The sequence below is a fragment of the Thermomonospora umbrina genome, from assembly GCF_003386555.1.
In the GTDB taxonomy this organism is placed as follows: Bacteria; Actinomycetota; Actinomycetes; order Streptosporangiales; family Streptosporangiaceae; genus Thermomonospora; species Thermomonospora umbrina.
This window is the reverse complement of record NZ_QTTT01000001.1, coordinates 1,101,137-1,127,910: the sequence shown is the minus strand read 5'-3', so window position 1 is coordinate 1,127,910 and position 26,774 is coordinate 1,101,137. Positions and strand designations below refer to the sequence as shown.

The window sequence follows — 26,774 nt, the reverse complement described above, 5'->3', positions numbered from 1 at the left end:
TCCGCCCCCACACCCCTGGTGGTGCAGGTCCCTGAGTGAACGAGCCCCGGCCGAAGGCCGGGGCTTTGTCACGTCCACCGTCACGCGAGCGGGCCCGCGTGGTCTGGACTGAGGAGGCTTTCAAGATCGCGACGAAGGAGCGATCTTGAAAACGACGAGGGAAGACCGCGCGTGTCAGGCCCGCTCGCCGCCGAGCGCAGCGAGGCCATCAATCAGTGCCGAGTCCTGCTTCGCGGGCGAGGACGATGGCTTGGGCGCGGTCGGCGACGTGGAGTTTCATGAAGATGTTGGAGACGTGGTTGCGGACGGTTTTGGGGGAGAGGAAGAGGGTTTGTGCGATGTCTTGGTTGCTGCGTCCTTGGGCGATGAGTTGGAGGACTTCTCGTTCGCGGTCGGTGAGTTCGGGGAAGGCGGTTTGTTTGGGGTCGGGCATGTCGGCGAAGTAGGTGAGGACTCTGCGGGCGATTTCGGGTCCGTAGATGGCTTCGCCGGCGGCGACGGCGCGGACGGCGCGGGCGATTTCTTCGGCTCCTGATTCTTTGAGGAGGTAGCCGCGTGCTCCGGCGCGCATGGCGGCGAAGACGGAGTCGTCGTCTCTGAACATGGTGAGGACGAGGACGCCGATGCGTGGGCTGGTGCGGGTGATGGTGCGGGTGGCCTCGATGCCGTTGCCGCCGGGCATGTGCAGGTCCATCACCACCACGTCCGGCTGCAACTCCGCCGCCAGCTTCACGGCCTCCGGCCCGCTCTCGGCCTGCCCGACGACGTCGATGCCCAGCGCCTCCAGCAGCCCGTGCAGACCTTGGCGGAACACCGGATGGTCGTCGGTGATGAGCACGCGGGTGGCCTCGTTGCCGGGCGGGACGTTCATGTCGCGGGAGCTCCTCGGGCGGATGACAGGGGCAGCCTGGCGACGACCTCAGTGCCGCCGCCCGGCCGAGGGCCGATAGTACAACTACCGCCCAGTTCCGCCGCCCGCTCCCGCATCGACCCGAGGCCGACCCCGGCGCGCGGCACCCGACCGTCGGCGGTCATCGGCAGCCCCACCCCGTCGTCGGCCACGACCAGCGTGAGGCCGTGGGTCTCCCGGCGGAGCCGTACGGTGATCTGCCGGGCGTCGGCGTGCCGACGGGCGTTGCTGAGGGCCTCCTGAACGATCCGGTACGCGGCGACCTCGGCGGCGGCGGGCAGTTCCCCGGCCACGTCGGCGTCCTCGACCACGACGTCGACGCGGGGTTCGGGCAGGTCGTCGGCGAGGGCCCGCAGTGCCCCCTCCAGGCCCAGGTTGTCCAGGGCGGGCGGACGCAGCCCGTACACCAGTTCCCGGATGTCGCCGATGGTGGCGATCATCCGTTCCCGCAGCGAGGCCAGCGACTCGCTCACCGACGCCGGGTCGGTGCTCAGGCGCAGCCGGGCGGCGTCCAGGGACAGCGCCAGCGCCGCGAGGGTGGGGCCGAGGCCGTCGTGCAGGTCGCGGCGGAGACGGCGGCGCTCCTCCTCCCGCGTGGAGAGGATCCGTTCGCGGGACGCCTGGAGGTCGGCGGTCAGTCGCACGGCGTGGGCGACGTCGGCCAGGTGCCGGGCCAGCAGACCGGCGAGCCTGGCGTCGTGGCGGCCCGGGGGGAGCAGCAGTCTGCCGACGGTGGCGCCGTGCCAGCGCAGCGGGATCTCCTGGGGAAGATCCGCCGTGTCCCCGTCGCCGTGCACGCGGACCCCGCCGTCCCGGTCTCCGATCTCGACGGCGGCGCCGCCGACGCCGAGGGCCTGCCGGGTGGAGGCCAGCGCGCTGGTGAGCGCCGCCGCCGGGTCCCGGGCCTGTTGGACGGTGCGGCTCAGCCGATCGGCCAGCCGGTACGGGTCCCGTTCCACCTTGAAGAGCCGGTCGACCGCCCGTTGCAGCCGCAGCCGCAGCGGCTGGAACGTGAGGCCCACGACGAGCGCCCCGGCCAGCCCGGCGAGGGCCCCGTATCCGGACACGGCGAGATTGACCGCGCCGATCAGCCCGAAGTACAGCGCACCGGTGAACGCGGCCAGCGCGCCGTAGACCAGCGTCCGGTTGACGATCAGGTCGATGTCGTAGAGCCGGTACCGCAGGATCGCCACCGCGATGGCGACCGGCACCCCCGCCACCGCCAGCGAGATCGGAACGATCCAGAGCGCGAACGGCGTCGCCACCACCATGTCGAGGCACCCGAGCAGCAGCACCGCGACCAGGACGTACCCGAGCCAGCCGATCTGCCGCCGCTCCACCGGGCCGCCGGAGCGGAACCGGACGGCCAGCGAGGCGAGGCACCCGAGCGCCGCCGCCACCGTGAGCCACTCCATGGGCCGCCGCCACGCCGCCAGCTCCCCGACGAGGGCCACGCCGACCGGATTGTCGACGCGCAGCGGCCCGACCGTGTACCGCATCGGCAGCAGCGCCGCGAACACCACGTTCACCGCGATCAGCGCGCACACCAGCCACAGCAGCGGCCGCCAGCGTCGGGAGGGAGGCCGGCCGCCCGGGTACAGCAGCGGCAGCAGCGTGATCAGCGGCAGGAACTCCAGCAGGTAGATCCAGAACGCCGCCCAGCGCAGGTACGCCGCGCCCGTGGCGCCCTCGGCGACGGCCCAGCGCGACAGCGGCTGCAGCACCACCTGCAGCGCCGCGAGCAGGCCGATCGCCCACACCAGCCACGCCACGACCAGCCGGGGCCGGCGGCGCAGCACGACCGCGCCCACCGCCGGATAGACCAGGCCCATGACGTGCTCGGGCCGCCAGGGCTGCGGCGACCTGTACGCGCCCGGAACCTGGAAGCGGAGCGCCAGCCCCGCGAGGACCACGGCGGCCGCCACGGCTGCTCCGAGCCGTACCGCCACCGTGAGAGTACGGCTCGCCGCCACCGGCACCCCCACTGCGAAATCGTGAGGATCGTACAGGTCAGGGACGGTTCGCGGAATACCGGGTGTACCTCACATACCGCCCAGTCCTGCTTCGCGGGCGAGGACGATGGCTTGGGCGCGGTCGGCGACGTGGAGTTTCATGAAGATGTTGGAGACGTGGTTGCGGACGGTTTTGGGGGAGAGGAAGAGGGTTTGTGCGATGTCTTGGTTGCTGCGTCCTTGGGCGATGAGTTGGAGGACTTCTCGTTCGCGGTCGGTGAGTTCGGGGAAGGCGGTTTGTTTGGGGTCGGGCATGTCGGCGAAGTAGGTGAGGACTCTGCGGGCGATTTCGGGTCCGTAGATGGCTTCGCCGGCGGCGACGGCGCGGACGGCGCGGGCGATTTCTTCGGCTCCTGATTCTTTGAGGAGGTAGCCGCGTGCTCCGGCGCGCATGGCGGCGAAGACGGAGTCGTCGTCTCTGAACATGGTGAGGACGAGGACGCCGATGCGTGGGCTGGTGCGGGTGATGGTGCGGGTGGCCTCGATGCCGTTGCCGCCGGGCATGTGCAGGTCCATCACCACCACGTCCGGCTGCAACTCCGCCGCCAACCGCACCGACTCGGGTCCGTTGACCGCCTCGGCGGCCACCCCCACGCCCAGCGCCTCCAGCAGCGCCCGCAGGCCCTGCCGGTACATCGGATGATCGTCGGCGATGATCACGCGGACGTCGTCGGCTCTCATGGCAGGCTCACCGTTCTGTCGTCCGGTCCGCCCGCGGGTCGTCCCGGGGCGTGGTCGTCGAGTCCGCCGGTCGTGCTCAGCGGCAGTCGGGCCGTCACGATGGTGCCGCCGCCCGGCCTGGACGTGATCGAGAAGGAGCCGCCCAGCTCGGCGGCCCGTTCCCGCATCGAGGTCAGCCCCACCCCGGCCCGCACCGGGTCGGGCAGTCCCACCCCGGAGTCGGCCACCATGACGTGCAGGTCGTCGGTCCGGCTGAGCCGCACCAGCGCGGTCGTCGCCTGCGCGTGCCGCCGGATGTTGGTGAGCGCCTCCTGGACGATCCGGTACGCGGCGACCTCCACGGCGGCGGGCAGGTCGGCGGCGTCGCCGTCGAACCGCACGTCCACCCGGTCGCAGGCGCCCTCGGCGATCGAGTCGATCGCCGCGACCAGGCCCAGATCGTCCAACGCGGGGGGCCGCAGCCCGTACACGAGTTCGCGGACCTCCCCGATCGTGGCGGCCATCCGTTCGCGGAGTTCGGCCAGCAGGGGGTCCACCCGTTCGGGGTCGCGGGCGAGGGTGATCCGGGCGGCGTCCAGGGACATGGCCAGGCTCGCCAGCGTCGGGCCGAGCCCGTCGTGCAGGTCGCGGCGCAGGCGGCGGCGCTCCTCCTCGCGCGTCGCGAGGATCCGTTCCCGGGAGCGTTGCAGGTCGGCGGTCAGCCGCACGGCGTGCGCCACGTCGGCGAGGTGCACCGCCAGGGTGCCCAGCAGGTTCTCGTCGATGCCGTGCCGCAGCGTCTCGGGGCGCGCCACCAGCATCCACCCGACCGGCTCGCCCTGCCAGACCAGCGGCACCACGTACGGGCGTTCGCCCAGATCCCCATCGGCGTACACGCGTGACTCTCCGTCCTCGCGGGTGACCTCCACCGCCGCGCCCGGGACGCGCAGCGTCTCCCGCACCGTCGCGACGGCCGTCCCGAGCGCCTCCGAGGGGCCCGGCGCCTCCTGGACGGTGCGGCTCAGCCGGTCGGCCAGCCGGTACGGGTTCCGCTCCACCCGCAGAATCCGGTCCACGGCGCGCTGCAGCCGGCTGCGCAGCGGATGGAACAGGGCCCCGGCGGTGAAGGCCCCGATCAGCCCGGCGACCTTGGCCCGCCCGTCGTCGTTCTGGCCCAGCAGCATGGCCAGGCCGCTCAGCCCGAAATAGACCACGCCGATCAACGAGACCAGCAGGCCGTACACCACGGTCCGGTTGAGGATCAGGTCGATGTCGCCGAGCCGGTACCGCATGAAGCCCACCGCGACCGCCACCGGCAGCGCGAGGAGCACCACCGCCTGGAGGGCGCGGAACGGGGGCGTGTCGGGCACCACCAGCTCGGTCACCGCCAGCAGGGACCCCGGATAGGCCACCCAAAGGATCTGACGGCGCATGTCCTGGGACGCGTTCCGGTACCGCAGGGCCAGCGCGATGCCCCCGCACGCCACCGGGATCAGCCATCCGGACCTGCGCAGCGCGTCCGCGAGAGGACTCAGCGGCTCCAGCACGTCCCAGGCGTACGGATTGGGCGCCGAACCGGGCCCGACCGGCCTCGGCGCCAACGCCACGTACAGGGCGGGGAGCAGCGGAAGCCAGGCCGCCGCCACCTGCAGCGGTCTCCAGCGCGGGGACGGCAATCGGCCGTCGGGGTAGAGGAACAACACCCCGAGGAGCTGGTACATCCCGAACTGGCCGAGCCACGCGTAGCTCCACCCGACCGTGGCCGCCGCCTGCTCGTGCCCTCCCGCATGGAGCCAGTAGGCGATCTGGCGCAGCACCTCGTAGGCGGCGATGACCACCCCGCCGCCCCAGATCAGCCAGCCCGCCCACAGCCGCGGCCGGTGCGCCAGCAGGAACGCGCCCACCGCGGGGAACACCGCCCCGACCACGGCCCCCGGTCCCCACAACGGGCCCTCCGGCGCGTCGAGCCGCAGCGCGTAGGAGCAGCCGATGAGCACCGGGGTGGTGGCCGCGATGAGACGGGCCAGGGTGACCACCACCCGCATGAAGTCCTCCCGTCGCGTCAACGCCTGCCGTTGACTTTCGTGGAGGACCCGTCCCTAGGTCACGGGACCGGTGTCACGCCGCTCCCGGGAAATCGCGGGGCCCGTTCGCGTCACTCCTCGACGTCGTCGCGGATGAGCCGCATGGTCGAGGCCACGTCATAGGAGGTGAAGCTCGGCCGGCTCGACAGCGAGGAGGAGTCGGGGACCGGGACGACCATGCCGAAGGTCTTGTCGGTGGCCCAGGCGCACAGGGCGCTGGTCGCCGAGTAGGAGCCGGACGAGGAGCGGATCTCCGCGCACACGCCCACCCCGTCGCCGCCCGGGTCGCTCAGCTCGGTCACCGAGGTGTTGACGAGGCTGGACGAGGAGGACACCGCCCGGCGGAAGTTGCCGACGAAGTCGTCGCCGTTCTCCACGTCGCCGGTGCCGCCGAGGAACAGGTAGCGGCGGCTGCCGTCGCCGTACACGGCGGTCTCGATGCTGTCGAGACGGTAGCCGGCCGACCGCTGGAGCTGCGAACGCTGCTGGCTGATCTGCGAGCGGAGTTCGCTCTCCGCCGCGTAGTTGCGGCTCAGGCCGCCCGCGGAGGAGGGTGTGGAGATGCTGCTCGGGCCGCCGCCGACGGCCACCGCGACCACCACGACGACCAGGATCAGCAGCACGAACAGACCGCCGCCGACCAGCACGATCGCGACGCCCGCCCCCGAGCCGCGCCGGGGCGGGGGCTGCGGGAAGGGCGGCGGGGTGCCGGGCGCGCCCCAGCCCGGCTGCTGGGGGTGCTGGGCGTGCTGGGGGTACGCGGGGGGCTGCTGGCCGTACGGGGGCACCGGGCCGCCCGCCGGTGGGCCGTATCCCGGCTGGGGACCCGGGCCGGGCGGGCCGCCGTAGGGGCCGCCTTGGCCCGGCGGGGGGTTCCAACCACTCATCGGTTCTCCTCGGCCCGCCGCACGGGGGAGCTGCGGCGAGCGGTTCGACATGGGTGCGAAGAGGCTGTTCAGAGAACATTGTGACGTATGCGGTGCCGGGTCGGTTCCGGACGGAATCCACGGGTCGTCCACGGGTCACGGCCATCGGAGGCCCACGGCGACCGTAGACTCTGGGCCCGTGACACAGCCCATGGAGCGCCCCGCCGCCGACGTCGACCTGCCCACCCAGTACCGACCGGCCGAGGTCGAGGGCGAACTGTACGAGCGCTGGGTGGCGGCGGGCCTGTTCTCCGCCGATCCGACGAGCGACCCCGCGCGCCCGCCGTTCACCATCGTGATCCCGCCGCCGAACGTGACGGGCTCGCTGCACATGGGCCACGCGCTGGACCACTCGATCCAGGACACGCTGACCCGACGGCGTCGCATGCAGGGGTACGAGACGCTCTGGCTGCCCGGCATGGACCACGCCGGCATCGCCACCCAGAACGTGGTGGAGCGCGAGCTGGCCAAGGAGGGGCTGTCCCGTCACGACCTGGGCCGCGAGGCGTTCGTCGAGAAGGTCTGGCAGTGGAAGGCCGAGTCCGGCGGCCGGATCCTCGGGCAGATGCGCCGGCTCGGCGACGCCGTGGACTGGTCCCGTGAGGCGTTCACCATGGACGAGCCGCGGGCGCGCGCCGTCCGGACCATCTTCAAGCGGCTGTTCGACGACGGCCTGATCTACCGCGCCGAGCGCATCATCAACTGGTGCCCGCGCTGCCTGACGGCGCTGTCGGACATCGAGGTGGAGCACTCCGAGCGCGAGGGCGAGCTGGTCTCGATCCGGTACGGCTCGGGCGACGCCTCGATCGTGGTGGCCACGACGCGGGCCGAGACGATGCTGGGCGACACCGCCGTGGCCGTCCACCCCGACGACGAGCGCTACCGCCACCTGATCGGCACCGAGGTGGAGCTGCCGCTGACCGGCCGCCGCATCCCGGTCGTCGCCGACGAGCACGTGGACCCCGCGTTCGGCACCGGCGCGGTGAAGGTGACACCGGCGCACGACCCCAACGACTTCGAGATCGGCCGCCGGCACGACCTGCCCAGCCTGACGATCATGGACGAGCGCGGCGTGATCACCGTGCACGGCCCGTTCGAGGGGCTGGACCGCTTCGAGGCGCGCCCCGCCGTGGTCGCCGCGCTGCGCGAGCAGGGCCGCATCGTCAAGGAGGTCCGGCCGTACGAGCACGCGGTCGGCCACTGCCAGCGCTGCGCCACCGTGGTCGAGCCCCGGGTGTCCCTCCAGTGGTTCGTGAAGGTGGAGCCGCTGGCCAGGGCCGCGGGCGACGCCGTCCGCGACGGTCGGGTGGCCGTCCACCCGCCGGAGATGGCGTCCCGCTACTTCGCGTGGGTCGACAACATGCACGACTGGTGCATCAGCCGCCAGCTCTGGTGGGGCCACCGCATCCCGGTCTGGTACGGCCCGGACGGGGAGGCGTTCTGCGCCGGCCCCGACGAGGAGCCGCCCGCGGGCTGGACGCAGGACACCGACGTCCTCGACACCTGGTTCTCCTCGGCGCTGTGGCCGTTCTCCACCCTGGGCTGGCCCGACCGCACCCCGGAGCTGGAGCGCTTCTACCCGACGTCCGTGCTGGTCACCGGGTACGACATCCTGTTCTTCTGGGTCGCCCGGATGATGATGTTCGGCCTGTACGCGATGGACGGGGTCGCGCCGTTCAAGGTCATCGCCCTGCACGGCATGGTGCGCGACCAGTACGGCAAGAAGATGTCCAAGTCGTTCGGCAACGTGGTCGACCCGCTGGACTGGATCGAGGAGTACGGCGCGGACGCCACCCGCTTCACGCTGCTGCGCGGCGCCAACCCGGGCGGCGACGTCCCGGTCGCCGAGGACTGGGCGCAGGGCTCCCGCAACTTCTGCAACAAGCTGTGGAACGCCACCCGCTTCGCCCTGCTGAACGGCGCGAACCTCGACGGCGACCTGCCCACCGAGCTCTCCCCCACGGACGCCTGGATCCTGTCCCGGCTGCAGAACGTCACCGCCGAGGTCGACGGCCACCTGGAGTCCTACGAGTTCGCCAAGGCGTGCGAGACCCTCTACCACTTCGCGTGGGACGAGGTCTGCGACTGGTACGTCGAGCTGTCCAAGGTCCCGCTCGGCGACGAGCGCGCCCCCGGCACCCGCCGTGTGCTCGGCGAGGTGCTCGACCGCCTGCTGCGGCTGCTGCACCCGATGATCCCCTTCGTCACCGAGGAGCTGTGGACCTCGCTGGCCGGTGCCGACACCCTCGTCACCGCCGCCTGGCCGACGGCGGTCCCGACCCTGGTGAGCAAGGACGCCGAGGCCGAGATCGAGTCCCTGCAGCGCCTGGTGACCGAGGTCCGGCGGTTCCGTTCCGACCAGGGCCTCAAGCCCGGCCAGCGGGTCGCGGCGGCGCTGGACTTCGCCGATTCCCCGCTCGGCGCGCACGAGGAGGCCATCCGCTCCCTCCTGCGACTGACCGTCCCCGACGACGGCTTCTCGGCCACCGCGTCCCTGCCGGTGGAGGGTGTCACCGTCCGGCTCGACACCGCCGGCGCCATCGACGTGACCGCCGAACGCAAGCGCCTGGAGAAGGACCTGGCCGCCGCGCGCAAGGAGGTCGACCAGACGACCCGCAAGCTCGCCAACGCCGACTTCATGGCCAAGGCCCCCGAGGCCGTCGTCGCGAAGAACCGCGCCCGCCTGACCCAGGCCGAGGCCGACATCGCCCGTCTGGAGTCCCAGCTCGCCGCCCTTCCGAGGGCCTAGGGCGCGTCCGGCCGGGGCGGTGGGGTCCCGGCCGGGTGAGTAGGCTTTGCGCGTGTCAGAACCGCAGCTCACCGAGTACCAGTCCGCCGTCGCCGCGATCATGGCCCGTGGCGTGGAGTGGGAGTTCGACCCGTCCCTGGTCAGGATCCGGGATCTGATGGACGTGCTGGGGGAGCCCCAGCGCGCCTATCCGGTGATCCACGTGACCGGCACCAACGGCAAGTCGAGCACCTCCCGCATGATCGAGACCCTGCTGCGGGAACGGGGGCTGCGGGTCGGGCTCTCCACCAGCCCGCACCTGACCACCATGCGCGAGCGCATCGTGATCGACGGGGAGCCGATCTCCGAGGAGGCCTTCGTCGCCGCCCACCAGGACATCGCCCCCTACCTGGAGCTGGTCGACGGCAAGCACGAGCGGAGGCTGTCGTACTTCGAGGTGCTCACGGGGATGGCGTACGCGGCCTTCGCCGACGCCCCGGTGGACGTGGCCGTGGTCGAGGTCGGCATGGGGGGCGTCTGGGACGCCACCAACGTCGCCGACGGCGTGGTCTCCGTCGTCACCCCGATCGGTCTGGACCACACCCGTTACCTGGGCTCCACCCTCGAGGACATCGCGCTGGAGAAGGCCGGGATCATCAAGGAGGGCGCCGTCGCCGTGCTGGCACAGCAGCCGCTGGCCGCCGCCGAGGTGCTGCTGCGCCGGGTCGTCGAGGTGGGGGCCACGGCGGCGCGCGAGGGCATCGAGTTCGGCGTGCTGGGCCGTGACCTGGCCGTGGGCGGACAGATGGTCCGGATGCAGGGGCTGCACGGCGCGTACGACGACATCTTCTTGCCGCTCTTCGGCGCCTACCAGGCGGGCAACGCCGCCTGTGCGCTGGCGGCCGTGGAGGCGTTCGCGAGCGGGGCGCCCTCGCAGACGGGCGGCGACCTGGCGGCGGCCACCCGGATCGCGGCGGGGGAGGAGTACTCGGGGGGCGAGGGGCGGCTCGATCCGGCGCTGGTCCGGTCGGCCTTCGCGAAGACGTCCTCGCCGGGCCGGATGGAGGTCGTCCGGACCGGGCCCACCGTGCTGCTGGACGCGGCGCACAACCCGATGGGCATGGCCGCCACGGTCGAGGCGGTGACGGAGGAGTTCGGCTTCACCCGGCTGGTCGGGGTGTTGGCCGCCGCCGCCGACAAGGACGTCACCGGAATGCTGGAGGAGTTGGAGCCGGTGCTGACCGAGCTGGTCGTCACCCGCAACTCCACGCACCGCTCGATGCCGCCGCCGGAGCTGGCCGAGCTGGCCGAGGGCGTCTTCGGCGCCGACCGGGTCCACGTGTCCGAACGGCTGGACGACGCGATCGACCGGGCGATCGAGCTGGCCGAGGAGACCGGCGAGTACCAGGGCGCCGGGGTGCTGATCACCGGGTCCGTGGTCACCGTGGGCGAGGCCCGCACGCTGCTGCGCGTGGGCGGGGAGGGCGCCCGATGAGCGGGCCGGGCGAGGCGCCGAAGCCGACCTCGCTGCTGGCGGCGGTGCTGGCGAGCGAGGCGGTGGTGATCGCGCTGGCGATCCCCGTCGCGGTGGCGGTCCAGGACGTGGACGGCCGCACCGCCGGACTGGTCTGCGGCGGGCTGGCGGTGGCCTGCCTGCTGCTGGCCGGGATGGTGCGCCGCCCGTGGGCGGTGGCCGTCGGCGGCGTGCTCCAGGTCCTGTTGGTGGCCTCCGGATTCATGGTCGCCACGATGTTCTTTCTCGGCGCCATTTTCGGCGCCCTCTGGATCACCGCCATTTGGCTCGGACGCAGGGTGCGCGACGCCCGGGCACGCTAGATTTCGCGGAGTCCAGTTCACACGGGCGTCCGCCGAAACAGTCGCCACACCAAAAGAGGCGCACTTTCCGGATAACGGGGAAATGTCGGGTGGATGCCGATATCCGGGAGGGCTTCGTGTCCACCGAAAATGACGGGCCCCGCGGCGCGCATCGCCTTCGCCGGCTCGCCGCCGTGGCCGTCTGGCCCGTCGTCCTGCTGGCGCTGCCGGTCGCCGGCGCCGTGATCCCCAACACCATGCAGTACGTGGTGGCGCTGGGCCACGGTCCCGGCGGCGGCCGGGACCTGGCGCTGATCCGGGCCGCCGGACTGGCGCTGCCCGCCCTGCTGGTCACCCTCCCGATCGCCGCCGTGCTCGTCCGCCGTGTCCGCGCCTGCCTGGTGGTGGTCGCCGGGGTGGCCGGGGTGCTCGCCGGAACGCTGGCCGTCGAGGCGGTGGACACCGTGTGGCAGGCCGGGGTCGCCCGGGCCGCGCAGGGCGCCGGGGCCGGCCTGATCCTGCCCGCGACCCTGGCCCTGGTCTGGGACCGTCGCAACCCCGCGTTCACCGCGGCCTGGGCGGGCACGCTGACCGCCGTGCTGATGATGGCGATGCCGCCGGCCCTGCGCGCCGTCCCGCTCGGCGACACGCCCGGAGAGGACGCCTGGCGCGAGGTCCTCCAGCCGTACCCGGGCTACACGGCCTTCGCGCTCGCGGTGGCCGTCGTCGGAGGCTTCGTCCTGGCCCGGGCGCGCAGCACGCTCCCCACCATGCGGCACACCGAGCGGACCCAACTGCTGCTGCCGCTCGCCCCGGCGGCGGGTTTCGCCGCGCTGGCGGTCATCTCCACGTACGGCTGGCGGCCGGAGACCCAGCTCCTGGTCGCGGGCCTGGCGTTCGCCGCGCTGCTGGGGCTGGCGCTGGTGGGCAGCCGCGACCGCGACACCGGCAGCCCCTTCGGGTCGGCGGTCGCCTTCCTCGCCCTGGGCCTGCTGGCCTTCCCGGTGGCCGCGCCCCTGACCGGTCTGCTGGGTGCCACGCACGGGCCGCAGGACATTCCGCTCTGGCCGTTCGCGTGCGGTGGGGCGGCCTCCGTCCTCGGGGCGCTGGCGTCCGTGCGCCTGGCCCACCGGGGCGCCCGCGGCGTGGTCGCCGCGGGCCACGGGCTGGCGATCATCGCCGTGCTGCTGTTCCTCACCGTGGACGCGGGCTCGGCGCACTGGCTGCTGGCCGTCCCTCCCGTGCTGCTGGGCGGGGGCCTGGGCCTGGCGCTGGCCGCCTCGCTGCGGGACGCCGGGCCCGGCGCGGCGCTGTTCGGGCTGACGCTCTGCCTGCCGGCCGTCCTGACCGGCCAGATCGCGGTCTCGTCGCTGCAGTCCCTGCAACTGCGCCGGCTCGGCCTGATCACCACGCAGGAGCAACTGCTGTACGGCCTCACCTCCGGCTACCGGGTGTGGCTCATCGCCGCCGGCGTCCTCAGCGTGCTGCTGCTCGGCGTGGTCGCCCGACTGGCCGCCCCGCACGGCGCGCACGGCGCCACCGGACGGCGGAATCGTCCGAGGCAAGCCGCAGGTCGGGGTTCCGGGTAGGCTTCGCGCGCAGCGGTGATCGCACGCCGTCCCCTGGGCGCATCCGCGTCTGAACCCCGACCTCATGAGGAGATCCCTGTCGTGTCCGAGCGCACTCTTGTCCTGGTCAAGCCCGACGGCGTCCGTCGCGGTGTGGTGGGCGAGGTCATCTCGCGGATCGAGCGCAAGGGCCTGAGCCTGGTCGCGCTGGAGCTGCGCACGCTGTCGCGCGAGACCGCCGAGGACCACTACGCCGAGCACCGCGAGCGCCCGTTCTTCGGCGAGCTGGTCGACTTCATCACCGGCGGTCCCCTGGTCGCGCTGGTCGTCGAGGGCCCCCGCGCCATCGAGGCGTTCCGCGCCCTGGCCGGCGCCACCGACCCGGTCAAGGCCACCCCCGGCACCATCCGCGGCGACCACGCCCTGGAGATCGGCGAGAACATCGTGCACGGCTCCGACTCGCCCGAGTCCGCCGCCCGCGAGATCAAGATCTTCTTCCCCGACCTGGGCTGACCGCCCCTCGGATCACGTGTGCCCATGGTCGCGGCTCGAGCCCCGACCATGGGCACAGCGCGTGTCGACGTGAAATTCTGCTGGTCATCGGCGATTATTCCGGTATGGACCGGCGGGTGTCCCGTCTGCCTCGTCGGCATGCGGCGCGTTACCATGGGTATGCCGCTCTGCACGTCCGCCAGTATTGAGAGGGCTCCCTTTCTTCATGGGTAACAAGCTGTCGTTTCTCGGCCGGGACATGGCGGTCGACCTGGGTACGGCGAACACGCTCGTGTACGTGCGAGGACGCGGCATCGTGCTCAACGAGCCCTCCGTGGTGGCGATCAACACCAACACCGGCAAGATCCACGCCGTCGGCATCGAGGCCAAGCGCATGATCGGCCGCACACCCGGCAACATCGTGGCCGTCCGTCCGCTCAAGGACGGCGTGATCGCCGACTTCGACGTGACCGAGCGGATGCTGCGCTACTTCATCCAGAAGGTCCACAAGCGGCGGCACTTCGCCAAGCCGCGCATCGTGGTGGCGGTGCCCAGCGGCATCACCGGGGTGGAGCAGCGCGCCGTCAAGGAGGCCGGCTACCAGGCGGGCGCCCGGCGCGTCTACATCATCGAGGAGCCGATGGCCGCCGCAATCGGCGCCGGCCTGCCGGTGTACGAGCCCACCGGCAACATGGTGGTCGACATCGGCGGCGGCACCACCGAGGTGGCGATCATCTCCCTCGGCGGCATCGTGACCAGCCAGTCGGTGCGGGTCGGCGGCGACGAGCTGGACCAGGCGGTGATCTCGTTCTCCAAGAAGGAGTACTCCCTGATGCTGGGGGAGCGCACCGCCGAGGAGATCAAGATGGCCATCGGGTCGGCCTACCCGGCCGGCGAGGACGAGCCGCACGCCGAGATCCGCGGCCGCGACCTGGTCAGCGGGCTGCCCAAGACCGTGGTGATCTCCGCCGAGGAGGTCCGCCGCGCCATCGAGGAGCCCGTCAACGCCATCGTCGACGCGGTCAAGACCACGCTCGACAAGTGCCCGCCGGAGCTGTCCGGCGACATCATGGACCGAGGCATCGCGCTGACCGGCGGCGGCGCCCTGTTGAAGAACCTCGACGAGCGGCTGCGCGAGGAGACCGGCATGCCGATCCACCTCGTCGACAACCCGCTGGACTCGGTGGTGCTCGGCACCGGCAAGTGCGTGGAGGACTTCGAGGCGCTGCGCGAGGTCCTCGTCCCCGAACCCAGGCACTAGACGAACGCCCCCGCTGCACGGAACGGAGTACGCAAGGTCGCCGCACGTCGGCCGTGAACGGTCGACGGCGACCGCGACACAGTGGGGAGGTCGGGGGTGAGAGACACCCGGCGCACCCGCGTGATGCTCAGCATTCTGCTGACCATCGCGCTGGCGCTGATCACCATCGACTACCGCGGCGGCGAGGACTCGCCGCTGCGCGGGCTGCGCGGCGCCGGCGAGGCGGTGTTCGGCCCGATCGAGCAACTGTCGGCGTCGGTGGTCCGGCCCGTCGGCAACGTGTTCGACGCCATCACCGACGCGCCCGGCGAACGACGCCGCGCCGACCGGCTGGAGCGGGAGAACCAGCGGCTGCGCGAGCAGTTGCGCGCCCGCCGGATGGACGCCGACCGGGCCGCGCAACTGGACCGGCTGCTGGGCTCGGCCGGACTGGGCGGCTACAAGGTCGTCCCGGCCCAGGTGATCTCCGCCGGCCAGGGCCTGGAGGACACCGTCACCATCGACGCGGGCAGCCGCAGCGGCGTCCGCCCCGACATGACGGTGATGACCGCCGACGGGCTGGTCGGCCGGGTGACCCGGGTCGGTCCCGCCACCGCGACGGTGCTGCTGGCCACCGACGCGGCCTCCACGGTCGGTTCCCGGCTGGAGGACTCCAAGGAGATCGGCGTGGTGCAGGGCGCGGGCCGCCGCGGCCTCGGCAACCGGGGCGCGACCCCGCTGCGCTTCCAGCTCCTCAACGCCAACGCCCCGATGCGGCCGGGCCAGCGGCTGGTGACGCTGGGCTCGCAGGGCGAGCGCCCGTACGTGCCGGGTGTGCCGATCGGCACGGTCGAGCGCGTCGAGCAGGCGCACGGCTCGCTGACCCGCACCGCCTACGTCCGGCCGTTCGTGCGGTTCACCACGCTCGACGTGGTCGGCGTCGTCGTCGCGCCGCCCAAGTCCGACCCGCGCGACGCCGTGCTGCCGCCCAAGCCGAAGCCGTCGCCGACACCGGCGCTGGCGCCCGGGCCCGCCCCGACGCTGACCCCGTCCGCGACCCGACGACCGCGATCGTCGAAGTCGCCCAAGGCCACATCGTCCAGGTCGCCGCGGCGCGACCGGACGCCGAACGCGAGGGACTGAACGTGCTGAGTACAGCCGACGTGTCGCCGGCCGGGCGCAATCTGACCGCGGCGGTCGCGATCGTGGTGGCGCTGGTGCTGCAGGTGTCGGTGGCCAACCGGCTGCCGCTGCCCGGCGCCGTGACACCCGACCTGGTGCTGCTGACCGTCGTGGCGCTGGCGTTGACCGGCGGCTCCCTGATCGGGCTGGTGTCCGGGTTCGGCGCCGGGCTGGCCGCCGACATCATCCCGCCCGCCGACCACACCATCGGCCGGTACGCGCTGGTGTACTGCCTGATCGGCTATGTCTGCGGGCTGGCCAGCGACGAGATGGACCGTTCGTCGGTGGTGCCGTTCGCGGCCGTGGCGGCGGGGGCGTTGGCCGGCACCGTGCTGTACGCGGGGCTGGGCATGATGCTCGGCGATCCCCGCGCGGGCTGGGAGAACGTCAGCCGGATCGTGCCGCTGCAGGTGCTGTACGACGTGCTCGCCAGTCCGTTCGTGGTGTGGGCGGTGCTGCGGGTGACGCGGCGCTTCGAACGCGACCGCTCCCGTGACCGGTTCGACCTGCCGGCGGCCCGCTACCGTGCGCTGTCCCGGATGTGACGATGAACCCCAAGACGCACTTCCGCCTGGTGGTCCTGCACGTCGTGGTGCTCTCGATGCTGCTGATCCTGCTGGGCCGCCTGTGGAACCTCCAGGTGATGAACGGCGACCACTATCGCGAGGTCGCCGCCAACAACCGGATCCGGGACATCGTGGTGCCCGCCGTGCGGGGCATGATCCTCGACAGCAGCGGGCGGCCGTTGGTGCGGAACCGGACGGCGCTGGTCGTCTCGGTCGACAAGACCGTGCTGTCCCGCCAGGACGACGACGGCAGGGCCGTCCTCGACCGGCTCGCGCGGACCCTGGGCACCCGCCGCGACGACCTGGAGAAGCGGATCCGGCTGTGCTCGCCCACCGTCAAGCGCCCCTGCTGGCCGGGCTCCCCGTACCAGCCGATCCCGGTGGACGACCGCGTCGACCCCAAGCGCGCCCTGCAGATCATGGAACGCGCCGAGGACTACCCGGGCGTGATCGCCCAGGTGCAGGCCGTCCGCGAGTACCCGCGACCGGAGGGCGCCGCCGCCGCGCAGGCCCTCGGCTACCTCCAGCCGATCACCCAGGAGGAGCTGGACAAGCGGCGCGGCCTGCGCGTCACCGGGTACAGCGGCGTCGACCTGATCGGCCGGGACGGCCTGGAGGCCGTGTACGACGCCGACCTGCGCGGAACGCCGGGCGTCCGGCAGGTGCTGGTCGACAGCCAGGGCCGCGTCACCGGCACCGCCCGCGAGCAGGCCCCGGTGGCCGGGTCGTCGCTGATCACCAGCCTGGACGCGAAGGTGCAGGCCGCCGCCGAGACCGCCCTCAGGAACGCCGTCGACAAGGCCCGCAAGGCCGGCTCCAAGGCGGACGCGGCCGCCGCCGTGGTGATGGACGTGCGCACCGGCCGGGTCGTGGCGCTGGCGAGCCACCCGTCCTACGACCCCACGATCTGGATCGGCGGCATCTCCCAGGACGAGTACGAGGGGCTGCTCGGCAAGGGCAAGGGCCAGCCGCTGATCTCCCGGGCCACCCAGGGTCAGTTCCCGCCGGCCTCGACGTTCAAGGTGTCCTCGGTGGCCGCCGCCATCGCCGACGGGTACCCCTTGAACGGCACCTACCCGTGCCCCGGCTCCTACAAGGTCGGCGACCGGGCCTTCCGCAACTTCGAGGGCCAGGCGCACGGGAGCATGAACCTGCACCGGGCGCTGGTGGTCTCCTGCGACACGATCTTCTACAAGTTCGCGTACGAGGAGTGGCTGCGGGACGGCGGCACCAAGCCGGTCAAGAAGCCCAAGGACCCGATGTCGACGATGGCCCGCAACTTCGGGTTCGGCTCGCCGACCGGGGTGGACCTGCCCAGCGAGGCGTCCGGGCGCATCCCCGATCGCGGCTGGAAGCGCTCGTACTGGAACGCCACCCGGCAGGACACCTGCAAGGCCGCCAAGAGCGGCTACCCCGAGCTGGCCCGCACCAGCCCCTCCCGCGCCGCCTACCTCAGGGCCATCGCCCGGGAGAACTGCACCGAGGGCTTCGTGTGGCGGGCCGGCGACGCGGCGAACTTCTCCATCGGCCAGGGCGACGTGCTGGTCACGCCGCTGCAGCTCGCCAGGGCGTACGCGGCGGTCGCCAACGGCGGCAAGCTGGTGGTGCCGCGCGTCGGCATGGCGGTGATGAGGCCGGACGGCACCGTCGTCCGCGAGATCGACCCGCCCCGGGCCCCGGAGCTCCCCGTCGACGACAAGGTGCTGACCTACATGCGCAAGGCGCTGGCGGAGGTCCCCAAGAACGGCACGGCGGCGGGCGCGTTCAACGGGTTCGACCTCAAACGGGTCTCGGTGGCGGGCAAGACCGGCACCGCCGAGGTCTACGGCAAGGAGGACACCGCCTGGTTCGCCGGCTTCGCCCCGGCGGACAAGCCGCGCTTCGCGGTGGTCGCGATGATCGCCCAGTCCGGCACCGGCGGCTCGTACGCCGCGCCCGCCGTCCGCGAGATCTTCGAGGCCATGTACGGGACGAAGAAGACGGAGGGCGCGCTGGTCAACGGGAAGCTCCCCGAGCGGCTCCCGAACGTCCGCCCCGACGGCACCGTCGGCGTCCCGGCCCGGGGCACCGCGCCATGAGCCCGCACGTCGGCCGCGCGTCCGGGGGACCGTCGTGATCGCGGGCTACGGCCCGCAGCCGTCCTGGCGCGACCGGTTCGGCGCGCTGCGACGGCTGGACTGGGCGCTCATCCTCGCCGTGCTGGCGCTGTGCGTGCTGGGCGCGCTGCTGGTCCGCTCGGCCACCCACGCCGGGCTGACCGAGCAGGGCAAGGACCCGGAGGGGTTCCTCAAACGGCACCTGTTCAACCTGGGCATCGGGTTCACGCTCGGCGCGGTCGTCGCGATGCTCGACTACCGGCTGCTGCGCGCCTACGCCCCGATCCTGTACGGGCTGGCCTGTCTGGGCCTGGTGGCGGTGCTGTCGCCGCTGGGCGAGACCATCAACGGCTCCCACTCGTGGATCGTGGTGGGCGGCGGCTTCCAGGTGCAGCCGTCGGAGTTCGCCAAGGTGGGCCTGGTGGTGCTGCTGGCGATGCTGCTGGCCGAGCCCCGCGACGGCGAGCCCCGCGACAACGACGCCGGCCCCGGCCCCCGCGACGTGGTGCTGGCCCTGGCCCTGGCCGGCGGTCCCGCCGTGCTGGTGATGGCGCAACCCGACCTGGGCACCACGCTGGTGTTCGGCGCGGTGGTGCTGGGCATGCTGGCCATGTCCGGTGTCCGCAAGCGTTGGCTGGCCGGGCTGCTCGGGGGCGGGCTGCTGGCGGCCTTCTCGGTGTGGTTCTTCGGGCTGCTCAAGCCGTACCAGATCGACCGGTTCACCGCGTTCGCCAACCCGGAGGCCGACCCGCGCGGCGCGGGCTACAACGCCCAGCAGGCCCGGATCGCGGTCGGCTCGGGCGGCTTCGACGGCAAGGGCCTGTTCGAGGGCGAGCAGACCGGGGGGCACTTCGTGCCCGAGCAGCAGACCGACTTCATCTTCACCGTGGCGGGGGAGGAGCTGGGCTTCATCGGCGCGGCCCTGATCATCGTCCTGATGGGCGTGGTCCTGTGGCGCGGCCTGCGCATCGCCACCGGCGCCGCCGACCCGTTCGGGGCCATGGTGGCCGCCGGGGTGGTGTGCTGGCTGGCGTTCCAGACGTTCGAGAACATCGGGATGACCCTCGGCATCATGCCCATCACGGGCCTGCCGCTCCCGTTCGTGTCCTACGGCGGCTCGGCGACCTTCGCCAACATGATCGCCCTCGGCCTGCTGCAGGCCGTCCATCTCCGCGCCCGCCCGTTCCCCACCTGATCCGCGGGTACCCTGAAAGCTTGATCTCCCCAGTTCCCTTTTCGGAGGACCTCCATGCCCGTCGAATCGCTCTTCGCGCGTCTGGAGCCGCTGCTCCCGAGCGTCAACAAGCCGATTCAGTACGTCGGCGGTGAGCTCAACTCCCAGATCAAGGACTGGGACGCCGCCGAGGTGCGATGGGCCCTGATGTACCCCGACGCGTACGAGGTCGGCCTCCCCAACCAGGGCGTCGCGATCCTCTACGAGATCCTCAACGAACGCGAGGGGGTGCTCGCCGAGCGGACGTACTCGGTGTGGCCCGACCTCGAGGCGCTGATGCGCGAGCACGGGATCCCGCAGTTCACCGTGGACGCGCACCGCCCGGTCGCCGCGTTCGACGTGTTCGGGGTCAGCTTCTCCACCGAACTGGGCTACACCAACATGCTGACGGCCCTCGACCTGGCGGGCATCCCGCTGGAGGCGGCCGACCGCACCGACGAGCACCCGATCGTGATCGCGGGCGGGCACGCGGCGTTCAACCCCGAGCCCATCGCCGAGTTCCTCGACGCGGCCGTCCTCGGCGACGGCGAGGAGATCACGCTGGCCATCACCGAGGTCGTCCGCGAGTGGAAGGCCGAGGGCTCGCCCGGCGGGCGCGACGAGCTGCTGATGCGGCTGGCGGCCTCCGGCGGCGTGTACGTGCCGAGGTTCTACGACGTGAGCTACCTGCCCGACGGGCGCATCCGGCGGGTCGCGCCCAACCGGCCGGGTGTGCCGTGGCGGGTCGCCAAGCACACCGTGATGGACCTGGACGCCTGGCCGTACCCGAAGAGGCCGCTGGTCCCGCTGGCCGAGACCGTCCACGAGCGGTACAGCGTGGAGATCTTCCGCGGCTGCACCCGGGGCTGCCGGTTCTGCCAGGCGGGCATGATCACCCGTCCGGTGCGGGAGCGGTCGATCACCACCATCGGCGACATGGTGGAGACCGGGCTCAAAGAGTCCGGCTTCCAGGAGGTCGGGCTGCTCAGCCTGTCCAGCGCCGACCACAGCGAGATCGGCGACGTGGCCAAGGGCCTGGCCGACCGCTACGAGGGCACCAACACCTCGCTGTCGCTGCCCTCCACCCGGGTGGACGCCTTCAACATCACGCTGGCCAACGAGTTCTCGCGCGGCGGCCGTCGCTCCGGGCTGACCTTCGCCCCCGAGGGCGGGTCCGAGCGGCTGCGCAAGGTCATCAACAAGATGGTGTCGGAGGACGACCTCATCCGCACCGTCACCACCGCCTACGAGAACGGCTGGCGGCAGGTCAAGCTTTACTTCATGTGCGGGCTGCCCACCGAGGAGGACGAGGACGTCCTCGCCATCGCCGACATGGCCCGCCGGGTCATCCGGGCGGGGCGGGAGGCCACCGGGCGCCGCGACATCCGCTGCACCGTGTCCATCGGCGGGTTCGTGCCCAAGCCGCACACCCCGTTCCAGTGGGCCGCCCAGTGCGATCACGAGACCGTCGACCGCAGGCTGCGGGCCCTCAAGGCCGCCCTGCGCTCGGACCGCGAGTACGGCAAGGCCATCGGTCTGCGCTACCACGACGGCGAGCCCTCCATCATCGAGGGCCTGCTCTCGCGCGGCGACCGCCGGGTGGGGCGGATCGTGCGGGCGGTCTGGGAGGACGGCGGCCGGTTCGACGGCTGGAGCGAGCACTTCTCCTACGAGCGGTGGAGGGCCTGCGCCGACAAGGCCCTGGCCGACGAGCCCGTCGACGTCGACTGGTACACGGTCCGTGAGCGCGACGAGATCGAGGTCCTGCCCTGGGACCACCTCGACGCCGGGCTCGACCGCGAGTGGCTCTGGCAGGACTGGCGGGACGCCGTGGAGGAGACCGAGGTCGATGACTGCCGCTGGACGCCCTGCTACGACTGCGGGGTCTGCCCGACCATGGGCACCGAGATCCAGATCGGCCCCACGGGACGCAAACTCCTGCCGCTCAACGTGGTTTGAGGGTTCGACCGTCAACTGACGGGGACATCTGAGCGTCTCAGTTGGTACGGGTCACAGTCCGGTCCGCACGTCCCGGGACATCACCCCTGGGTACGAGAGGACCGGAGGGGCCTTACCCTGTAGTCAGACGTTTTCGACTCGACACGAGTAGGAAGGACCGAGACCCTGGCACCCAGGCCGGACGGGCCGGCACCGGCTCCCGTGATCCAGCGTCTGCGCGTGCGCTATGCCAAGCGCGGCAGACTGCGGTTCACCAGCCATCGCGACATATCCCGGGCCGTGGAACGCGCAGTGCGGCGCGCCGGGATCCCTGTGGCGTTCAGCGCCGGATTCACGCCCCACCCGAAGATCTCGTACGCGGGTGCGGCGCCGACAGGGGTGGCCAGCGAGGCGGAATACCTCGAACTGGGGCTCACCGACATCCGCGACCCTGCGCGGGTGCGGGCCGATCTCGACGCGGCGCTGCCGCCGGGCCTGGACATCGTCGATGTCGCCGAGGCCCCGGCCGGCACCTCGCTCGCGGATCGGTTGCAGGCCTCCGAGTGGCGGATCCGGCTGGACGGCGTCCGGCCCGACACCGCCGAGACGGCCGTGAACACGTTCATGGCCGCCGATGAGATCGAGGTGGAACGCCTCACCAAGAAGGGACGGCGGCGTTTCGACGCGCGCGCCGCAGTGTCCGCCTGCGGGCTGGACCGGCGCGCCCCGGAGACCGCCGACGCCCCTTCTGCGATACTTCGAATGGTTGTTCGGCATGCTGTACCTGCCGTTCGACCCGACGACGTCCTCGCCGGACTGCGACAGGTCGCCGGCCTGGCGCCGCCGTCACCACCGTTGGTGACCAGGCTGGCGCAGGGGCTCCTGGACGAAGCCACCGGTGAGCTGGCGGACCCGCTGGATCCCGACCGGGAAGCCGTGCCACCGCCGGGCGAAGACGCCATGGCGGCCCACGGCGCCGTACCACGGCCGGCGGGCACCGAGAGCGCGGACGTCGTCAGCACCAGGCCATAGAGCCGGTCCCGTGCGTGCACGGGGCGGGTTCGAGGGGACGGCCCTCCGCCGTTCCCTTCAGGGGCGGCCGGGTGCGCCCGAGACGACTTCTGCCGTCGTCGCCGGACCGAGGAGGTCCGGCCGATGGCGGCGACAACGACGGAGAGTGCTTCCGTGCGGCGCACCGCGCCGGACCGCCGAGAGGCGGTCCACGCGGTAGCGCCCGGGAGCCCGACGGGAGATTGCCCGCATGGATGAGAACGAGACCGACTCGGCGAACACCGAGAACCCCGACGAGACCATGGAGACGAGCGCCGCGCGAGCCCGCCGGCGCGCCGCCAGCCGCCCGGCCGGCCCACCCCCGGAGGTCGACGACACCCCCCCGGTGATCACCCCGGCCGCGCCCCCCGCCGCCGCGGCGCCCGAGCCCCCCGCCGCGGAGGCGGAGCCCGGGCCCGCCCCGCAGGCGGCCGAGCGCCCCGCCCGCGCGACCACCCGCCGCAAGGTGGCCCGCCGCGCGGCGAGCGCACCCGCCGAGGAGCCGGAGGCTCCCGCCACCGGGGCCGCGACCGATGAGGTCGCACGCCGCGGAGTGAGCGCCCCCGCCGCCGCGGCGCCCGAGCCTTCGACCGATGAGGAGCCCCGCGTCCAGACGAGCGGGCCCGCCGAGGCTGCCGGCGACACCGAGCGCCCGGCCCGGAAGGTCGCCCGCCGTGGCGCGAGCGCCCCTCCCGAGGAGCCGGAGACCGAGCGTCCCGCCCGCAAGGCGGCCCGCCGTGGAGTGAGCGCTCCCGCCGAGGAGCCGGAGGCCGGTGCCGAGGAGTCCGAGCGTCCGACGCGTGCGGCGTCCCGCCGTCAGGCGAGCGGCCTCGCCGAGGAGGCGGCCGCCGGCGACGCCGAGCGCCCGGCCCGGAAGGTCGCCCGCCGTGGCGCGAGCGCCCCTCCCGAGGAGCCGGAGGCCGCCGAGGAGTCCGAGCGTCCCGCCCGCAAGGCCGGGCGCCGTGGGGTGAGCGCTCCCGCCGAGGAGCCGGAGGCCGGTGCCGAGGAGACCGGGCGTTCCGGCCGTAGGGCCGCCCGTCGTGGGGCCGGTGCGCCCGTCGAGGAGCCGGTCGCCGAGGTCCCCGACGAGGAGGCCGCGCCGGCCGAGAAGCCCGCGCGCGCCACCCGTTCCCGGTCGAGGAAGGCCGCCGCCAAGACCCCCGACACCGAGACCGAGGTCGCGGCGTCCGAGGACGAGGCGGAGGGCAGGGCCGAGCCCGCCCGCACCCGTACCCGGCGGCGCGCGGCCGAGGCCGTCCCGCCGGTGCCCGAGGTCCCGGCCGCGCCCACGCTGGAGGTCCCGGCCGACGCCGAGGCGCCCGGCGTCCCCACCGTGACGTTCCAGCCCCCCATGGTCGTGTTCCAGCCGCCGCAGCCCGCCCCCAAGGCCGAGGCGCCGCCCAAGCACGCCGCCGTGGAGGACGAGTCGGAGGACATCGAGCCCGTCGACCTCGAGGACGAGGACGAGGAGGGCGGCGACCGCCCCCGTCGCCGTCGCCGTCGGGGCGGACGCGGCCGCGGCAAGGCCGACCGTCGCGAGACCGGCGAGGGTGAGGACGAGGCCGACGAGGAGCCCGCCGCCGAGGCCGCCGAGCCGGTCGAGGAGGCCGCGCCCGCCAGGTCCACCCGCACCCGCAGGCGCGGCAAGGCCGACAGGGCCAAGGCCGACGACGCCGCGGCGGAGCCGGCCGAGGAGGCCGCCGAACAGGCCGACGAGACCGAGGACGCCGACGAGGGCGGGGCCACCAGCCGTCGCCGTCGTCGCCGCCGCCGTCGTACCGGCGTGGCCGAGGGCGAGGAGCAGGCCCCGGACGACCCGCCCAACACCGTGGTGCACGTTCGTTCCGGCCGGGCCGCCCTCACCGACGCGCGCGACGTCGCCGACGAGGTCCAGTCCGTCAAGGGCTCGACCCGGCTGGAGGCCAAGAAGCAGCGCCGCCGCGAGGGCCGCGAGCAGGGCCGCCGTCGTCCGCCGGTGATCACCGAGTCGGAGTTCCTGGCCCGCCGCGAGTCGGTGGAGCGGGTCATGGTGATCCGCCAGCTCGGCGAGCGCACCCAGATCGCCGTGCTCGAGGACGACGTCCTCGTCGAGCACTACGTGGACCGCGCCACCCACCAGTCGTACGTGGGCAACGTCTACCTCGGCAAGGTGCAGAACGTGCTGCCGTCGATGGAGGCGGCGTTCGTCGACATCGGCAAGGGCCGCAACGCCGTCCTGTACGCGGGCGAGGTCAACTGGGACGTCGCCGGGCTGGTCGGTCAGCCGCGCCGCATCGAGTCGGCGCTCAGGTCCGGCCAGTCGGTGCTGGTGCAGGTCACCAAGGACCCCCTCGGCCACAAGGGCGCCCGGCTGACCAGCCAGGTCTCGCTGCCCGGCCGCTATCTGGTGTACGTGCCGGACGGCTCGATGACCGGCATCAGCCGCAAGCTCCCCGACAAGGAGCGCACCCGCCTCAAGCAGGCCCTCAAGCGGATCATGCCGGAGAACGCCGGGGTGATCGTCCGGACGGCCGCCGAGGGCGCCGCCGAGGAGGAGCTCGAGGGCGACGTCTCGCGGCTGGCCGCGCAGTGGGAGCACATCCAGCGGCAGGCCAAGAACGCCAACGCCCCCGCACTGCTGCACGGCGAGCCGGACCTGACCATCCGGGTCGTCCGCGACATCTTCAACGAGGACTTCGCCAAGCTGGTGGTCGACGGCGACGACGCCTGGGACATGGTCGCCGAGTACGTCCAGTACGTGGCCCCGCACCTGGCCGACCGCGTGGAGCGCTGGGACGGGCCCGGTGACGTGCTGGGCGCGTACCGGATCGACGAGCAGATCGCCAAGGCGCTGGAGCGCAAGGTCTGGCTGCCCAGCGGCGGCTCCCTGGTCATCGACCGCACCGAGGCGATGACCGTGGTCGACGTCAACACCGGCAAGTTCACCGGCCAGGGCGGCAACCTGGAGGAGACCGTCACCCGCAACAACCTGGAGGCCGCCGAGGAGATCGTGCGGCAGCTCCGGCTGCGGGACGTCGGCGGCATCATCGTGATCGACTTCATCGACATGGTGCTGGAGAGCAACCGGGAGCTGGTGCTGCGCCGGCTGCTGGAGTGCCTGTCGCGGGACCGCACCAAGCACCAGGTGGCCGAGGTCACCTCGCTGGGCCTGGTGCAGATGACGCGCAAGCGGGTCGGCCAGGGCCTGCTGGAGGCGTTCTCCGAGGTCTGCGAGTGCTGCAACGGCCGGGGCGTCCACGTGCAGACCACGCCGGTCGATCACACGCCCGACAAGTCCGCCGCGTCCGGCGGGGGCCGCCGCCGCAAGCGCAAGGGCGACGTCGAGAAGGCCGTCGAGGAGAAGCTCGCCCGGCACGAGACCGATAAGGACAAGGACAAGGACAGGCGCGCCGTCGCCAAGCGCGAGGCGGGCCCGCCGCCCGAGCCGGACGAGCCCGCCGAGGGCCCGGCCGACGCCGCGGAGGAGGCCGCCGACGCCGCCGTCGAGGCGACCGAGACCGTTCCGGCCACCCTGGACGCGGTGGAGCCGGACGAGACCGGCGAGCCGGAGACGACCGGCGGCACCGGTCGTCGCCGCCGCGCACGCCGTTCCCGCGCCAAGTCCGACGACAGGGCCGACGACAAGGCCGGCGTCGCCGAGCCGGCCGCCGCCGAGAGCTGAGACGCACGGGGCGGGGGCCGGTCGGTCCCCGCCCCCGCGGCTCGGTTCGCGGCGGGGTTTTACCCCATGTAGCATGGGCGTCGTCGTGTTTTGCGCGACCATTGGACCATGCACACGGTTCTCCGCAGGGGCTGCGAACCCGCGGCGGGTGTGCCGGGTGCGACCCCGTTCGACGGGGACAGCAGAGAGCGCACGGAAGTCTCCGTGCGTGCCGCCTCCGGTCGCAGCCGGGGGTAGGCCCTCAACCGGGGGCTGGTGGTCACGCGTGGGAGCGGTTCACTCCGTGAGCACGCGCCAACGAAGGGTTTCGCGGTGTACGCGATCGTCCGCGCAGGCGGCAGGCAGGAAAAAGTGGCCGAGGGTGACGTGCTCACCGTCGACCGGTTGAAGGACGAGGTCGGCTCGACCGTCACCTTCCCGGCCGTTCTGGTCGTCGACGGCGACACGGTGGTGAGCTCCCCGGCCGAGCTGGCGAAGTACGAGATCACCGCAGAGGTCCTCGGCGCCGAGAAGGGCCCGAAGATCAACATCATGCACTACCGGAACAAGACCGGGTACAAGCGCCGGATGGGTCACCGCCAGCCGTACACCCGCGTCAAGGTCACCGGCATCACGTCCGGCAAGTAGAGGAGG

19 protein-coding genes are annotated in these 26,774 nt (G+C 72.7%); 14 read left to right on the top strand and 5 right to left on the bottom strand.

The features are described from left to right. Positions 1-208: 208 nt before the first annotated feature. The 5 genes from DFJ69_RS04875 to DFJ69_RS04855 form a co-directional block, all read right to left on the bottom strand. On the bottom strand, positions 209-871 hold the full coding sequence (locus tag DFJ69_RS04875; protein ID WP_116021365.1) for a response regulator transcription factor: 663 nt from the start codon (positions 869-871) through the stop codon (positions 209-211). After that, positions 868-2,895: a sensor histidine kinase gene (locus DFJ69_RS35300; RefSeq protein WP_245974022.1), complete on the bottom strand. Its 2,028-nt coding sequence runs from the start codon at positions 2,893-2,895 to the stop codon at positions 868-870. Before DFJ69_RS35300 ends, DFJ69_RS04875 begins: the two co-directional genes overlap by 4 nt. Before the next feature lie 57 nt (positions 2,896-2,952). After that, complete coding sequence (locus DFJ69_RS04865; protein WP_116021364.1) at positions 2,953-3,603, bottom strand: response regulator transcription factor; 651 nt, start codon at positions 3,601-3,603, stop codon at positions 2,953-2,955. Further along, entirely contained in the window at positions 3,600-5,627 is a 2,028-nt protein-coding gene (locus tag DFJ69_RS04860; protein ID WP_116021363.1) for a sensor histidine kinase, read from the bottom strand. Before DFJ69_RS04860 ends, DFJ69_RS04865 begins: the two co-directional genes overlap by 4 nt. Before the next feature lie 110 nt (positions 5,628-5,737). Then, positions 5,738-6,553, bottom strand: coding sequence for a hypothetical protein (locus tag DFJ69_RS04855; protein WP_147312202.1), 816 nt, complete (start codon positions 6,551-6,553; stop codon positions 5,738-5,740). A 190-nt stretch (positions 6,554-6,743) separates the two neighbouring features. Between DFJ69_RS04855 and DFJ69_RS04850 the strand changes: the two genes are divergently transcribed. The 14 genes from DFJ69_RS04850 to rplU all read left to right on the top strand — a co-directional run bounded on the left by DFJ69_RS04850 (position 6,744) and on the right by rplU (position 26,768). After that, positions 6,744-9,341, top strand: coding sequence for a valine--tRNA ligase (locus DFJ69_RS04850; RefSeq protein ID WP_116021361.1), 2,598 nt, complete (start codon positions 6,744-6,746; stop codon positions 9,339-9,341). 100 nt (positions 9,342-9,441) lie between these two features. Next, entirely contained in the window at positions 9,442-10,815 is a 1,374-nt protein-coding gene (locus tag DFJ69_RS04845) for a bifunctional folylpolyglutamate synthase/dihydrofolate synthase (RefSeq protein ID WP_116026407.1), read from the top strand. Beyond that, positions 10,812-11,156 carry a DUF4233 domain-containing protein gene (locus DFJ69_RS04840; RefSeq protein WP_116021360.1) on the top strand — a complete coding sequence of 115 codons (345 nt, stop codon included), beginning with the start codon at positions 10,812-10,814 and terminating at the stop codon, positions 11,154-11,156. Before DFJ69_RS04845 ends, DFJ69_RS04840 begins: the two co-directional genes overlap by 4 nt. 116 nt (positions 11,157-11,272) lie before the next feature. Beyond that, positions 11,273-12,724: a hypothetical protein gene (locus tag DFJ69_RS04835; protein WP_116021359.1), complete on the top strand. Its 1,452-nt coding sequence runs from the start codon at positions 11,273-11,275 to the stop codon at positions 12,722-12,724. 81 nt (positions 12,725-12,805) lie between these two features. Then, the gene (gene ndk, locus DFJ69_RS04830) at positions 12,806-13,216 is read left to right on the top strand and encodes a nucleoside-diphosphate kinase (protein WP_211328511.1); all 411 of its coding nucleotides are present in this window, start codon (positions 12,806-12,808) and stop codon (positions 13,214-13,216) included. A 205-nt stretch (positions 13,217-13,421) separates the two neighbouring features. Next, a complete protein-coding gene (locus tag DFJ69_RS04825) occupies positions 13,422-14,456 on the top strand; it encodes a rod shape-determining protein (protein ID WP_116021358.1) in 1,035 nt (344 codons plus the stop codon). A 96-nt stretch (positions 14,457-14,552) separates the two neighbouring features. Beyond that, positions 14,553-15,578 carry a rod shape-determining protein MreC gene (mreC, locus tag DFJ69_RS04820; protein WP_116021357.1) on the top strand — a complete coding sequence of 342 codons (1,026 nt, stop codon included), beginning with the start codon at positions 14,553-14,555 and terminating at the stop codon, positions 15,576-15,578. Between the two features lie 2 nt (positions 15,579-15,580). Continuing rightward, entirely contained in the window at positions 15,581-16,162 is a 582-nt protein-coding gene (gene mreD / locus DFJ69_RS04815; RefSeq protein WP_116021356.1) for a rod shape-determining protein MreD, read from the top strand. 2 nt (positions 16,163-16,164) lie between these two features. Further along, positions 16,165-18,261, top strand: coding sequence for a penicillin-binding protein 2 (mrdA, locus tag DFJ69_RS04810; RefSeq protein ID WP_116021355.1), 2,097 nt, complete (start codon positions 16,165-16,167; stop codon positions 18,259-18,261). A gap of 34 nt (positions 18,262-18,295) precedes the next feature. Continuing rightward, the gene (gene rodA, locus DFJ69_RS04805) at positions 18,296-19,474 is read left to right on the top strand and encodes a rod shape-determining protein RodA (RefSeq protein WP_116021354.1); all 1,179 of its coding nucleotides are present in this window, start codon (positions 18,296-18,298) and stop codon (positions 19,472-19,474) included. A 54-nt stretch (positions 19,475-19,528) separates the two neighbouring features. Next, positions 19,529-21,451 carry a TIGR03960 family B12-binding radical SAM protein gene (locus DFJ69_RS04800; RefSeq protein WP_116021353.1) on the top strand — a complete coding sequence of 641 codons (1,923 nt, stop codon included), beginning with the start codon at positions 19,529-19,531 and terminating at the stop codon, positions 21,449-21,451. A 219-nt stretch (positions 21,452-21,670) separates the two neighbouring features. Beyond that, positions 21,671-22,462 (top strand): TIGR03936 family radical SAM-associated protein, encoded by a 792-nt coding sequence (locus tag DFJ69_RS04795; protein WP_116026405.1) that lies wholly within the window; start codon positions 21,671-21,673, stop codon positions 22,460-22,462. A 229-nt stretch (positions 22,463-22,691) separates the two neighbouring features. Then, on the top strand, positions 22,692-26,141 hold the full coding sequence (locus DFJ69_RS04790) for an Rne/Rng family ribonuclease (RefSeq protein WP_245974020.1): 3,450 nt from the start codon (positions 22,692-22,694) through the stop codon (positions 26,139-26,141). A gap of 312 nt (positions 26,142-26,453) precedes the next feature. Continuing rightward, entirely contained in the window at positions 26,454-26,768 is a 315-nt protein-coding gene (rplU, locus tag DFJ69_RS04785; RefSeq protein WP_116021352.1) for a 50S ribosomal protein L21, read from the top strand. The last annotated feature ends 6 nt before the right edge of the window (positions 26,769-26,774 follow it).